At 42.5% G+C, this 13340-nt stretch carries 18 protein-coding genes; 15 read left to right on the forward strand and 3 right to left on the reverse strand.

From position 1 onward, the window contains the following. The first annotated feature begins 168 nt into the window (after nucleotides 1-168). Nucleotides 169-1908, forward strand: a complete 1740-nt coding sequence (locus tag MKZ12_RS15665; protein WP_339261440.1) for an ATP-binding cassette domain-containing protein — start codon at nucleotides 169-171, stop codon at nucleotides 1906-1908. Nucleotides 1909-1975: 67 nt separating this feature from the next. Here MKZ12_RS15665 and MKZ12_RS15670 read toward each other — a convergent pair whose 3' ends face one another. Next, a complete protein-coding gene (locus MKZ12_RS15670) occupies nucleotides 1976-2368 on the reverse strand; it encodes a collagen-like protein (protein WP_339233633.1) in 393 nt (130 codons plus the stop codon). Nucleotides 2369-2497: 129 nt separating this feature from the next. Beyond that, nucleotides 2498-3379 (reverse strand): alpha/beta hydrolase, encoded by an 882-nt coding sequence (locus tag MKZ12_RS15675; protein ID WP_339255325.1) that lies wholly within the window; start codon nucleotides 3377-3379, stop codon nucleotides 2498-2500. Nucleotides 3380-3481: 102 nt separating this feature from the next. Here MKZ12_RS15675 and MKZ12_RS15680 point away from each other — a divergent pair, with 102 nt between their 5' ends. The 14 genes from MKZ12_RS15680 (at nucleotide 3482) to MKZ12_RS15745 (ending at nucleotide 12908) form a co-directional block, all read left to right on the forward strand. Next, a complete protein-coding gene (locus tag MKZ12_RS15680) occupies nucleotides 3482-4396 on the forward strand; it encodes a LysR family transcriptional regulator (protein WP_339255326.1) in 915 nt (304 codons plus the stop codon). 152 nt (nucleotides 4397-4548) lie between these two features. Then, nucleotides 4549-5400 carry a DegV family protein gene (locus MKZ12_RS15685; RefSeq protein WP_339255328.1) on the forward strand — a complete coding sequence of 284 codons (852 nt, stop codon included), beginning with the start codon at nucleotides 4549-4551 and terminating at the stop codon, nucleotides 5398-5400. A gap of 251 nt (nucleotides 5401-5651) precedes the next feature. Further along, on the forward strand, nucleotides 5652-6263 hold the full coding sequence (locus tag MKZ12_RS15690; RefSeq protein ID WP_339255329.1) for a sulfurtransferase TusA family protein: 612 nt from the start codon (nucleotides 5652-5654) through the stop codon (nucleotides 6261-6263). A 30-nt stretch (nucleotides 6264-6293) separates the two neighbouring features. Beyond that, complete coding sequence (locus MKZ12_RS15695) at nucleotides 6294-6689, forward strand: DsrE/DsrF/DrsH-like family protein (RefSeq protein WP_339233646.1); 396 nt, start codon at nucleotides 6294-6296, stop codon at nucleotides 6687-6689. A gap of 31 nt (nucleotides 6690-6720) precedes the next feature. After that, on the forward strand, nucleotides 6721-7857 hold the full coding sequence (locus MKZ12_RS15700; protein WP_339255331.1) for an MBL fold metallo-hydrolase: 1137 nt from the start codon (nucleotides 6721-6723) through the stop codon (nucleotides 7855-7857). A 15-nt stretch (nucleotides 7858-7872) separates the two neighbouring features. Then, nucleotides 7873-8100: a sulfurtransferase TusA family protein gene (locus MKZ12_RS15705; protein WP_339233650.1), complete on the forward strand. Its 228-nt coding sequence runs from the start codon at nucleotides 7873-7875 to the stop codon at nucleotides 8098-8100. Nucleotides 8101-8198: 98 nt separating this feature from the next. Next, nucleotides 8199-8993, forward strand: coding sequence for a sulfite exporter TauE/SafE family protein (locus MKZ12_RS15710; RefSeq protein WP_339233652.1), 795 nt, complete (start codon nucleotides 8199-8201; stop codon nucleotides 8991-8993). A 64-nt stretch (nucleotides 8994-9057) separates the two neighbouring features. Continuing rightward, a complete protein-coding gene (locus MKZ12_RS15715) occupies nucleotides 9058-9531 on the forward strand; it encodes a DsrE/DsrF/DrsH-like family protein (protein ID WP_339255333.1) in 474 nt (157 codons plus the stop codon). 71 nt (nucleotides 9532-9602) lie between these two features. Beyond that, complete coding sequence (locus tag MKZ12_RS15720) at nucleotides 9603-9872, forward strand: metal-sensitive transcriptional regulator (protein WP_339233656.1); 270 nt, start codon at nucleotides 9603-9605, stop codon at nucleotides 9870-9872. A 198-nt stretch (nucleotides 9873-10070) separates the two neighbouring features. Then, complete coding sequence (locus tag MKZ12_RS15725) at nucleotides 10071-10391, forward strand: rhodanese-like domain-containing protein (RefSeq protein WP_339233658.1); 321 nt, start codon at nucleotides 10071-10073, stop codon at nucleotides 10389-10391. 49 nt (nucleotides 10392-10440) lie between these two features. Beyond that, nucleotides 10441-10839, forward strand: coding sequence for a rhodanese-like domain-containing protein (locus MKZ12_RS15730; protein WP_339233660.1), 399 nt, complete (start codon nucleotides 10441-10443; stop codon nucleotides 10837-10839). Next, nucleotides 10817-11209: a rhodanese-like domain-containing protein gene (locus tag MKZ12_RS15735; protein ID WP_339255334.1), complete on the forward strand. Its 393-nt coding sequence runs from the start codon at nucleotides 10817-10819 to the stop codon at nucleotides 11207-11209. Before MKZ12_RS15730 ends, MKZ12_RS15735 begins: the two co-directional genes overlap by 23 nt. Nucleotides 11210-11367: 158 nt before the next feature. Further along, nucleotides 11368-11988: a DUF2239 family protein gene (locus MKZ12_RS15740; RefSeq protein WP_339255336.1), complete on the forward strand. Its 621-nt coding sequence runs from the start codon at nucleotides 11368-11370 to the stop codon at nucleotides 11986-11988. Nucleotides 11989-12008: 20 nt separating this feature from the next. Further along, on the forward strand, nucleotides 12009-12908 hold the full coding sequence (locus MKZ12_RS15745; RefSeq protein WP_339255338.1) for an alpha/beta hydrolase: 900 nt from the start codon (nucleotides 12009-12011) through the stop codon (nucleotides 12906-12908). Nucleotides 12909-12973: 65 nt separating this feature from the next. Here the strand turns inward: MKZ12_RS15745 and MKZ12_RS15750 are convergent, their stop codons facing one another. Then, nucleotides 12974-13315 carry a nuclear transport factor 2 family protein gene (locus tag MKZ12_RS15750; protein WP_339233669.1) on the reverse strand — a complete coding sequence of 114 codons (342 nt, stop codon included), beginning with the start codon at nucleotides 13313-13315 and terminating at the stop codon, nucleotides 12974-12976. Nucleotides 13316-13340: the final 25 nt, after the last annotated feature.

Genomic DNA, 13340 nt, shown 5'->3' on the forward strand with positions numbered 1-13340 from the left:
AAGTTTTATTCAATTGAGGTGAACATATAGAAAGTATTCGAATCTGGGAGTGAGAGGAAGGGCTACAAATGGATTGTGCTTGGTGGTAAACAGTGTTACTCTAAAAGTCTGTGTTCGACAAATTATTTAATGATGATCACCAATTTAGGTATAAAGAAAGGTAACATGATGATAAAAGTTGATAACCTATCCTTCTCGTTCCCGCAAAAGGAACTATATCAAGACATTTCATTTACGCTTGAAGAGGCACAACATTGTGCTTTCATAGGAACAAGTGGCAGTGGGAAAAGTACACTGATCGATATATTGATGGATCCGGAAAGATATTTGTTCGATGGCAAGTTAGAGATAGACCCCGATTGCAAAATCGGGTATGTGAGTCAGTTCTCGCAAGTCGATAACACGAAAGAAATGACTGTTTTTGAATATATCGGAGAAGAATTCATCAAGATACAAGATGAAATCACAGCCCTTTATGCGGAAATGGCAACTACATCGGATATGGATTCGCTGATGGATAAAGTTCAATTGGCTTTGGATGCCTTCCAAGCCATGGACGGGGATAATTTCGAAAACACCATTAATAAACAGCTAAATCTGGCTAACCTCATGAAGCTAAAAGATCTTGATGTATCCGAATTAAGCGGCGGGGAATTCAAACTTATTCAAGTAATGAAGGAAATGCTGAATCGTCCAGACTTAATGATCATGGACGAACCCGATGTATTTTTAGACTTTGAAAACCTGAACGCACTTAAAAAATTGATTAATACCCACAAAGGTATGCTGCTCGTTGTTACGCACAATCGCTATCTATTAAATCATTGTTTCAATAAAATAATACACCTTGAAAACACGGAGATCCAAGAGTTTGATGGGCGATACATCGACTATAACTTCTCGCTGCTTCAGACGAAGATCGAGTTACAAGAAATTGCAGTTGCTGAAGCTGAAGAAATTGAGAGATACGATCACATCATTGACAATCTTAGAGAGATCGCCACTTATAATTCGGAAGCCTCGAGAGGCAGAGCGTTAAAAGCCAGAGTCAGGTTTCAAGAGCGCTTGGAAGCACGTCGAATTAAAGAGCCCTTTGTCGATATCAAGCAGCCGAATATCCGTTTTGGCATCGAAAAGGAAATAGAAGACACCGTTGTGGTTAACGTCAATAACTATAGCGTTTCCTTTGACGAGTTGCTTTTGGACCATGTGAACTTTGAGATCAAATCGACAGATAAAGTAGCCCTGATCGGTCCAAACGGTACCGGAAAAACGACCTTACTCCGTGAAATCTTCCAAAACAATCAGGATTCCATTGAAATAAATGCTGATGCTACAGTGGCTTATTTATCTCAGTTTCAAGGTGAAATGCTTAAGGATTCGAATACCATACTAAATGACTTTATTGATGCCGGTTTTCAAACGTATGATGAGATTAGATCGCATCTTGTGCACTATGGCATCGAAGGAGAAATCCTTGATCAGAAGATAGAGTCTTTATCTGGTGGAGAAAAAAACATGCTCCAATTGGCTAAAGTTGCTGCCAGTCAAGCGAGCGTATTGCTTCTTGACGAACCGACAAGCCATTTGGACATCTATAGCCAAATCGCATTGGAGAAAGCTATTGAGGACTACAAAGGTGCGATTCTAATGATTTCTCACGATTTCTATTCGGTTGTAAATGGTATGGATTATGTTTTGATTATCGAGGACAAGACGATTACTAAAATGAGTATTCAAGAATTTAGAGAGATGATATATACGAGTCATTTTAATGAAGACTATCTTGAAACGGAACAAAAGAAAAAGTCTGTTGAACTGAAAATCGAAATGGCTCTGAAAGATACTAATTTTGAACTTGCAAAAAGTCTGGTAGATGAGCTGGAAAAGCTGATTAAGTTGCTTTAGACAGCTAATTAGTTCATAAATTAAATCCCCCTGTATGCGGATTAATCCGTATACAGGGGGATTTCTTCTAGAAACAGCTAAACGAGCTGATTCGCTGCAGATCAATGCCGGTGTATAACCAGAAGAAGCCATTCCAGCGGAACCCAGCCACCGAATTTCTACCTACAAATACCGGGTACATCCAGAAGCCGGGACCACGATCCGGCCAAATATATGTGTAGCGAAACAGACAGCCAGATATGGCTCTTGGATCAACTGCAAATAACGATGCGGGTTGCTGTGGAATGAATGATGGTGGCGGCCCGGTAGGTGCTTGCACGCCTTGTGGTCCACCGCCTCCACCACCGGGGAACGATGGCGGACCAGGCATTCCACCGGGTCCTCCTGGTCCCCCAGGTCCTCCGGGAAACCCAGGTCCACCAAACCCTCCGCCAGGTCCAAAAGGAGGTAAAAATGTCATATCACATCACTCCTGTTCATTAGTCTAATGTATTGTATGTAGGCCATTGAGCAGGGGAATGGGTGGGAGCCTATAGAAGGCCGCTAATTATAATGAAACGATCACAGCCGAAATGCTATTCCAGCAGTTCTAAATTTTAATAATATCTATAATTTGTTTTAGCGCCTTTTTGGCTTCAGGGATGGGGAATACCGGGAATACGTGATTCATTTTTGGATACTCGATATAATTGATATCTACAGATTGCCGGGCCGCTTTTTCTTTAAATTTACGTGCATCCGGAAGGAATAATTCATGGGTCCCGATAAACAGGGAGATTTTACCCAGGTCTTTGATCTCGCCATGAAGCGGGCTGACCAGGTAGTGAGAGAGTGGCAGTTCACCTGCATATAATTTTCCAGCTTCAACAAGCATGTCCCAGTTTAGCATTGGCTCCTCATCAATCATTGCAATGACCTCGGGACTGCTCAATGTAATGTCAAGCCATGGAGATAACAGAATGATATCCTTTGGCTGAGGTAACCCTTGTTCTGCCAAATATTGCGCAAAGGCCAGCGTAAGGCCACCGCCCGCAGAATCACCCATGATGGTGATATTTTGCGGTTTGGTTATTTTCAAGATATGCTGATAGATGTTCAACACACATGCAATTGCATCCCTACACTGATAGTTTGGCGCTTTTGGATACACTGATGCATACACCGTACAATTTAATTGCTCCGTCAATTGATTCAGGAAATGCCAGTGCCATGTCAGTGGCTGCTCAACGTATCCTCCGCCAGGCAAATATAGAACAACCCGTTCATCAGATTGAGTGTTGGATTTCATAATATAAGTATCTACGGGGAGGCTCTGATCCTTGGTAATATTGTATTTGTGTTTAAGCTTCACAGGGACTTCATAGGGGACGCTATTACTCTTTCTACGTTCTTCCATAAATTCATGTACATTCATTTTTCTTTTCGTCATTTTGAGCAACAATTCTACAAGAAAACTTCGAATACTACGCATACTATCGACCTCCTTAGACAAATCATACTTGATTATAAGCATAAAATATATTTAATAATATTTTAGTATCCTAAACAATTAATTAAGGATAGGAAGAATGAGATGAATATTTCCCAGCTTCAATATCTAATATCTGCTGCACAATTCGGTTCATTTACCAAGGCAGCAAGTGTACATCATCTAACCGTGCCAACAATCAGCCAATCCATCAAACAGCTTGAAGAAGAGATGGATACCATCATTTTTCACCGCACCAAAAAGGGTGTTTCTCCGACAACAGAAGGGGAGTTGATCCTGAAACATGCAGCAGCTATTCTAAAAAATATAGACAGTATGCAGCAAGAATTGCTCATGTTAAAGGAAGATCATATGGAGAGCATTACGATTGCAACCATTCCCGGTTTTGTTCCGCAAGTCGTTCAGGCAACGTTAGAGCTAATGCAAAGTTATCCGGCGCTTAAGGTGCAGATGATTGAAGGAGATACTCAGACCGTCATGAAGCAAGTACAGGAAGGTTACGCGAACATGGGTTTATTATCCTACAGTAAAAGTCAACAAAATTCTACGTTTGAATGGTTCCCGATCGTAGAGGGCAGTGCTGTAATCATTATGAATACAAGCTCACCACTGCGTTATTTCAAAATGATATCTCCAGAAACCTTGGAGAACGAAGTTTTTGTTCTATATAAAGATGAACATATCGAAAATATTGCCCATGATCTGATGTCTGCAAGTGCTGGCAATCGAATATCGCTAATTACGAATAACACTGATGCGTTGGGTCAGATGGTTGTTAAGGGCAATGCGATTACAATTGCTCCCGATTTTATCGTTAATGCTTTGGCCTCCACCTATAAGGAACAATTGGTCACGGTTCCAATCCAACAGCTCGGCTCCGATAACAAACCCATACTGGGTAGAATTACAAAAGTGAATGAGCCAATCCCTATAATGGTTGAAGAATTTACAGCCAGACTTACGGATCTGGTTAATCATATTAGTCCCCAGATGAATTGAAGGACATACGGAGATATCGGCATCAACTTTTCTGTGCTTCTCACAGGAAAGTTGACTCACACCATAAAGTGATATACTTTTATATCAAATGATAATTTAAGTTTTTATATTTTCACAAAATACGAAGAGATTGGACGGATGCAGCTATGGAAATGCCTTCGAACATTAAATTAATGGTGGATAGCACTTCAGATTTATCAAAGGATCTGCTCGATCAATACGATATCAGCGTTGTACCTTTATATGTCGTTATGGGCGCTCAATCGTACAAAGATAATATAGATATCATGACTGGAGAATTGTATCATCGCTCAGATGAAGAGGGCATCATTCCCAAAACAGCAGCGCCATCTCCAGCCGATTTCATTCATTATTTTGAAAAATCACTCAAAGAAGGCAAACAAATCTTATATATCAGCATGTCATCCAAGGTGTCTTCCACTAACCAGAATGCACATATTGCAGCATCCGAGCTACCGCATGGGCAGGTTCATATCGTGGATTCCATGCATCTGTCTGCAAGCTATGCCATGCTGGTGGTACGTGCGGCAAGGGCACTTGAAGAGGGTTGTTCGCTTGAACAAGTGATCAAGGATATTGAGAATGTACGAGAGAAGGTTAATATTGAGGTATTCGTGGACCGTCTGGATTATCTGTATAAGGGTGGACGAGTGAGCAGTTTACAGCATTTGATCGGGAATGTCCTTAAAGTCCGTCCTGTGCTGAATATTATTCAGGGAGAAGTGCGCTCTATTCGGAAGTATCGCGGAAAAATGGAAAAGGCTCTGGACGGAGTTGTACAAAAAATTGTTAGCCGTAAAGATGAGATTTGTCCAAACGTACTTATTATCGCTCAAACCTTTGCAGAGAAAATGACGGATAAACTGTATGCATCTCTGATGCAAACGAATCACTTTAAAGATATTATTCTTATTGAGGGCGGGTGTGTTATCGGCTCGCACACAGGTCCTGGTTCAATTGCTGTCAGTTATATCGATTTGTAAAACTCCATGTGACAGCTTTTTTCAGAATATCGGAGTAGAGATTAGCCAACCACCTAAGTGGTTGGTTTTTTTATATTCAGAACCTTTATTCCAGAATTTAAGTGATATCTCCTATCTAGTGAAGTGTTGACAAAAACAAATGATCTTTGTATTATACCCATAGGGGTATACGTATTATAGTTAATCTCCTGTTTATAACGGAGTGCAGAGCCATTTCTGAAGAAAAACATACCCTTCGTTGCTCTGTTCTAATGCTTGTCTTATTCATAATCATATTGGAGGAGGTTGTTACAGTGTCCGAAATTAAAGTAGATCAAACCATTGATTGCAAGGGGCTTGCGTGTCCTATGCCGATCGTAAGAACGAAAAAGGCTATCGATCAACTTGATGCTGGTCAAGTTATTGAAATACAAGCTACAGATAAGGGTTCTCTCGCGGACATCCAAGGCTGGGCCAAAAATACAGGTCATCATTATCTGGGAACATTAGAGGATAATGACGTTCTTAAACATTATGTTCGCAAAGCGAGTGCGACCGAAACCAAAGAAGAGAAGAAACATCCATATGTCATTTCAACTGATGAATTACAGATCAAACTTGCAGATCATGAGAAGGTGACTGTACTGGACGTACGTGAACCTGCTGAATATGCATTTAATCGAATTGCGGGAGCCATTTCTATTCCGCTTGGTGAACTCGAGAACCGAATCCAGGAGCTTAATCAGGAAGATGATATTTATGTTGTATGCCGAACCGGCAACCGTAGTGATCTGGCTTGTCAATTTCTTACCGAAAAAGGATTCAAAAAAGTAAATAATGTAGAGCCAGGCATGACTGGCTGGACAGGGCCAACAGAAAAATAAATAACAATTAAAAAAACGGAGGTAATAACAATGAGTACAAAAGTGGCTATTATTGCAAGCAATGGTGGGATGTTTGATGCATACAAAGTGTTTAATATTGCTACCGCTTCAGCAGCAACTGAAGCAGAGGTTGCCATTTTCTTCACATTTGAAGGATTAAACTTGATTCATAAGCAAGCGCATCACCAGCTGCCTCTCCCGGCAGGAGCTGAACATATTGCTGAAGGCTTTACAAATGCAAATGTTCCATCTATTCCACAGCTCGTAGAAATGGCTCAGGAGTTGGGAGTCAAAATTATAGCTTGTCAAATGACGATGGATGTAATGAACCTGACCAAAGAAGACTTTATCGATGGGATTGAGGTCGGCGGAGCAGTCACTTTTCTAGATTTTGCGAAGGATGCCAATGTTACATTGTCGTTCTAATGAGCTTGCAGGATGAAAGGGGAAACTAGCAATGGAATTAAGAACAATGACGGCAAAGGAACTAACTACTATTGTCTTGGCTAAAGAAGAAATATTTATCCTTGATGTTCGGAATGAAACAGATTTCAACGATTGGAAGATTGAAGGATACGGTGTAAATATCGTGAACATTCCTTATTTTGATCTGTTAGACGGCGTTGATGATGCACTCGACAAGATTCCTGATGGGAAAAAATTGCTTGTTGTATGTGCAAAGGAAGGCTCTTCCAAATTTGTGGCAGAACAAATTGTTGAAGCTGGCAGAAGCAACGTCTATTACCTTGAAGGCGGCATGAAATCATGGAGTGAACATCTGGAACCCGTCAAAGTTGGCGAATTGAAGGATGGAGGTTCATTGTTTCAGTTCGTAAGAGTTGGGAAAGGCTGTTTGTCTTATATGGTTATTTCGGGGGGAGAAGCCGCAGTGATTGACACCCTGCGGATGACGGAAGTGTTTGAACAGTTTGCAAGAGAGCAAGGAGTACAAATTAAACACACACTGGATACACACCTGCATGCCGATCATATTTCAGGCGGACGAAAATTAGCTGAGCATACGGGTGCCACTTATTGGCTGCCTCCAAAAGATGCAACGGAAGTTACTTTTAATTATGAGAGACTTGAAGAAGGGCGTGACATCACGGTCGGCAGCACAACGATTCAAATTCAGCCCATTTACTCTCCCGGACACACCATTGGAAGCACATCCTTTATTATAGATAACCAATATCTGTTGACCGGCGATATCCTGTTCATTGAATCGATTGGTCGTCCTGATCTTGCAGGTCTTGCAGAGGATTGGGTAGGTCATCTTCGTGAAACACTTTATACACGATATAAAGAACTTTCTCCAGAGCTTATCGTCCTGCCTGCACACTTTGGAAAAGTAACGGAGCTCGGGGAAGGCGGCCGGGTTATGGCGAAACTTTCTGATTTGTATCAAAAAAATCCGGGCCTTAACATTGGTGATGAGCAAGATTTCCGTCGCACGGTGACCAAGAATCTTCCACCTCAACCGAATGCGTATCAGGAGATCCGGCAGACAAACATGGGTAAAATTACACCCGATGAAGATAAACAACGTGAGATGGAAATTGGTCCCAACCGCTGTGCCGTGCATGACAATTAAAAGGAGGAACATGAGATGAAAACAGATATGACTGTAGATACGAAAGGATTGGCATGTCCAATGCCGATTGTTAAAGCAAAGAAAGCACTGGATAGTCTGGAAGCCGGACAGATCATGGAAGTCCTGTCTACGGATAAAGGTTCCCTTAATGACTTTCAGGCTTGGGTGAAGCAAACGAAACATGAATTGATTTCTCATGAGGAAAAGGATGGAGTGTATACGTTTTACGTTCGAAAAATCTAAATCACTACAATAAGCGAACACGCAGTAGGAAGCCGGGCAAATGTTCGCGTGTTTAAAACTGGCTTAATTCAGATTAAGCCAGGGAAAGGAGGAGAACTATGGATTTCCTCATGTTGATCATTATGATCACTCTTGGCTTAATCGGGTCCTTTTTCTCAGGGTTGTTAGGGATCGGTGGGGCCATTATTAACTATCCGCTATTGCTGTATGTACCTCCACTATTCGGGGTAGCTCATTTCACAGCTCATGAGGTTTCTTCAATTAGCATGTTTCAGGTTTTCTTTGCTTCGCTTGCAGGAGTTCTGGCATTTCAGAAAAACAGCAAAGGAAAACTGGAGCCACCCGTCATTCATAAGGGACTCGTTGTTTATATGGGAAGCGGGATTCTGGCAGGAAGTCTGATCGGAGGATATATATCGGGATTGCTTCAAGGAGATGTTATTAACCTGATCTACGGCATTCTTGCTTTGTTGGCAGTTATACTGATGCTGATTCCTCGCAGGGGCTCGGATAATATACAAGATCATCTTCAATTTAATAAAATCATCGCGGTTGTGTCAGCGTTTATCGTGGGTATTGTCTCGGGAATTGTCGGTGCGGGCGGGGCGTTCATTCTCATTCCCATCATGCTCACCATTCTTAAAATACCGACACGTACGACCATCGCTTCTTCACTTGCCATCGTCTTTATCTCAGCCATCGGCGGGGTAATTGGAAAGCTTACTGGCGGACATATTCCTTTATGGCCAACTTTATTTACAGTCGTAGGAAGTTTGATCGGTGCTCCTCTAGGATCCAAAATCAGTTCCAAAATCAATGTCAAGGTGCTTCAATATGGGCTCGTTGTATTGATTGCGCTGACAGCCGTGAAAGTTTGGTCAACAATTCTTTAGAGGAGCGAAACACATTCTCAAGATATTGTAATTTATGTATTCAAGAAAGCGGGGATTAAGATTAATGGCAGATAAATCAACGATCGTCTTATTCAGCGGGGAGCTGGATAAAGCAATCGCGGCGTTCATTATTGCAAATGGAGCAGCGGCATATGATCACGAAGTAACGATATTTTTCACGTTCTGGGGGCTGAATGCTCTTCGGAAAGACGAGGTTATCCAGACCAAAAAAGGTTTTCTGGAAAAGGCCTTTGGATGGATGATGCCACGAGGAGCCAACAAACTTGGTCTTTCCAAAATGAATTTTGGCGGTTTGGGTCCGCAAATGATTAAACAGGTTATGAAAAAACACAATGCCTTATCCCTGCCTCAATTGATGGAATTGGCACAAGAACAAGGAGTGAAGCTGGTTGCTTGTACCATGACCATGGATCTTCTAGGTTTAAAACAGGAAGAGTTACTCGATGGTTTGCAATATGCAGGTGTTGCTGCTTATCTGGGTGATGCATCGAACGGAAAGGTAAACTTATTTATTTAAAGGTGTAAGCTAACCTTTTTTGCTCTATAATATACCTATACTGGTATGCTATAAAGGAGAGTAGATTGGATATGGAATATCATTATTCAGATAGCTTAAAAACACGTTTGCGCAAAATTGAAGGACAGGTCCGTGGTGTGCTTCGTCTAATGGAAGAAGATAAACCTTGTAAAGAGGTTGTTGCTCAGTTGTCCGCTGTCCGTAATGCTTCTGACCGGGCTCTAGCACAAATTGTGGCAGATAATCTCCAACAATGTATCAAGGCTGAACAAGAAGCTGGCAATAATGATACGAGTAAGTTAGTGAAGGAAGCGGTGGAGCTTCTTGTGAAAAGCCGATAGGCAAGGTACAAGAATCAGAATTAAAATGGAGAGTCTGGCTAGACTTGAGAAAGTTCTAGTCTGTTGTTACAATACCCATAGGGGTATATGTTTAAAATGATAATGGACGGCATATGGATACATTCAGCATATGTTCGGTTTGAAGATAAATAGAAAGCATCTTGAAAACCATATTTTTTATAAAAGGAGCGGATGTAGATGGCATTTCAAATTCCAAAAGTAATCACCCCTCAAGAGGTATCGTCGCAGTTGAAACAAGGGGAGCAGCTATACCTGCTAGATGTTCGGGAGGATGCTGAGTGGGAAGAAGGACATGTACAGGGGGCAAAACATATTCCGCTAGGCCAGTTGATGGAACGGGTTGAGGAACTGCCAGTCTCACAAGAGATCATTGTGATCTGCCGAAGCGGGAACCGTAGCGGCCTGGCCTGTGAACTTTTACATGAGAAAGGGTTCCAGATTGTGAATATGACAGGCGGTCTTAGCAACTGGACAGATTACGATCAATTGGTTAGATAAGACCTGTTCACTGCAGGAATGAAAGCACGTGGAAGAAAGGATGTTATGAATGACACTGGTGTATATTGCAGCTACAATTGGTATCCTATGGCTAATCATTCAGCTCTGGCCGGTCTCCTCCCTAACCTATGTGAACAGCAAGGAATGGGACCCGTCACAGAAACGGTGGTCTAACGTCAGAATACTGGATATCAGAGACTCAAGCGAGTACTGGCAAGATCATATCCCGGGTTCAATTAATATATCCATTGGCCGATTGTCTGCAGTCTGGATGAAGGAGCTGTCACCCGATCAGGAGGTCATGATCTTTTCACGGAATTGGCTATCCCGCCAAAAAGCAGCCCGCATACTGGCACGCCGTGGATTCAGACAGTTGTATGCAGTGAAGGGTTGTTATTTTGCCATGAATAGAAAGGGAGAGTCCAGTGAACACAAGCACTGTTATTAATATCGCCATTTTGCTTCTGATTGTATGGTTCCTCTATACTCGACTGAAGCCGGTCACCGGCTTGACCAACCTAAAACCGGATGAATTCCGACAGGCCATCAAAACAAACCCTCCAGGCATGGTGGTGGATGTGCGCGAGCCTGCTGAATATAAAAGAGGGTATATTCCGGGAGCAATTAACATCCCCTTGTCGCAACTGCAGCAGCGATTAAGCGAGATTCCACAGAACAAGCGTGTTTTTCTATACTGCCAGAGTGGCATGCGCAGCAAGAGTGCAGCCAAAATATTAAGCAAGCAAGGCTACGCTCAGATCTCTAATCTTCAAGGCGGCGTAAGTGCATGGAGAGAAAAATTGATTTCCAAAAAATAAATTCCCCACCTATATGCTGTATAACAGCAGTCCATTCATCGGGCTGCTGTTTTTTGACGTTTTTCAAAACAAATAATTATACCCGGGTAATATTGACTTTATATTTTTACCCGGGTAATATAAAAGAGTCAAGGTAAGATCAGAGAAGGAGGAGTCATATGCAAGCTTCATCACACCCAATCAGCTACACCGCTTTTGTGGATCGAGCCTGCTTCGCGAAGGGCTCATTACAACATGTTGTTGGTATTGCCAAAGATAATCTGGAGGACAGTCAACTTGCACAAATCCTTATTTTCCATGATGGGACAGGTAAACCGGTTGACGTTGATTTTCGCGGGAGCACCGTTGAAGTGCTTGACCGATTACACGGCGAGGGTATGGAAGGGCCTACTTCGGATACAACAGAAAAAGAAAATGAACAGCCTGCTCGCAAGGTTGGTCGTCCCAAGCTGGGCGTAGTATCTGGCGAAGTTACGCTACTTCCCAGGCAATGGGAATGGTTGAAAGCTCAACCCGGAGGCGCTTCTGTCACATTGAGGAAACTGATTGATGAAGCCCGCCGTGTGGGTGAGAGTGAAAGTAAAGTTCGTGCCGCTCAAGAAGCGACGTATCATTTCATGACTGCAATGGCAGGCGACTTTGACCAGTATGAAGAGGTTCTGAGAGCACTGTATGCCGGCAATGAAGCTCTTTTTTACGAATGGATTGATGACTGGACGCCAGATATCAGAGACTATGTTAAGGATTTGGCCAAAGGTGCGTTCATGCAACCAATATAAATTTGAAGGAGAATATTTTAATGAATAGATTAAACGTTAATGGTATTGATCTTGCTTATGACAGTTATGGCGATGAAAAGCATGAAACCATTCTCTTGATCGCCGGGCTGGGAACACAAATGATCCGATGGACGGCCCCCTTTTGTGAAATGCTGGCAGCCAGAGGATACAGGGTAATTCGTTTTGACAATAGAGACACCGGATTATCTACTCATTTTAGTCATCACGATCCTCTGGATTTTGAAACACTCGCCAGAACACTTATGTCAGGACAACGCCCCCATATACCTTACACGCTTGAGGATATGTCTGATGATACGATTGGATTGTTAGATGCACTGGACATCGCGAAAGCACATATTGTTGGACGTTCCATGGGTGGTATGATAGCCCAACTCACTGCAAGCCGTTATCCCGATAGAGTGATCTCGCTGACTTCAATCATGTCCACTACAGGCAATCCAGAACTTCCACAGACTTCACCAGAGATCATGGCGTTAATGACTCGTCCAGCTCCGAACCCGAGAGAGGATGAGGCAGGATATCTGGCTCAAAGTACGGCTTTTGCCAGACAGATTGCAGGTACGGGTTATGCGTTTAACGAGGAAGAGTATCATTCCATGATTCGTGAAGAACTGCGACGAGCGTATGATCCGGGCAGTATCGGAAGACAAATTGCAGCTATTGCCGTATCCGGAGACCGGCGTCCGCAACTCGCGAAAATAGGTGTGCCCACGTTAGTCATCCATGGAGCGGAAGACTCCATGTTTGTGCCAGCATGCGGAGAAGACACGGCGAAAGCCATCCCGGGCTCCGAATATATGGTGCTTAAAGGCATGGGACATGATTTGCCGGAACAGCTGTTTGGAATGGTCATTGACGGAATTGTTCGAACAGCTCAGCGTAACAAACCGAATTGAAATGATGAATCATAGACATCCAAAGTGGCCTTAGAAAACAATTTCTAAGGCCTTTGTGTTTATCTTTAGATAATAGATAATCTGACGATTTTATCGTCAACAAGTACAAAATGATAATTCAATAATAGTGGATCGGGTAGACCAGTCTTGTCGTAGGTACCATCGAGCTTGCATGTTAGCACAATTTCATCTCCTATTTTTTTTGCTTTTGTTGGCTTTAAGGTTACATTCGCCGCGAAATGGTTTTGATCACTCCATTCCCGAATCGCCTGTTTACCATTTCGCTTTTTTCCTTCATCTAATACAACGGCATTTTCTGAAAAACAATCTACAAATACTGCTGGGTCTGGTTTATTAGATGCATGAATGTATTTGCTAATTACAAACGGTAAATGATTGAGATCCATATTGTTCCTCCTCTTATTAAATCGC

The organism is Paenibacillus sp. FSL R5-0713 (assembly GCF_037973325.1).
Classification (GTDB): domain Bacteria; phylum Bacillota; class Bacilli; order Paenibacillales; family Paenibacillaceae; genus Paenibacillus.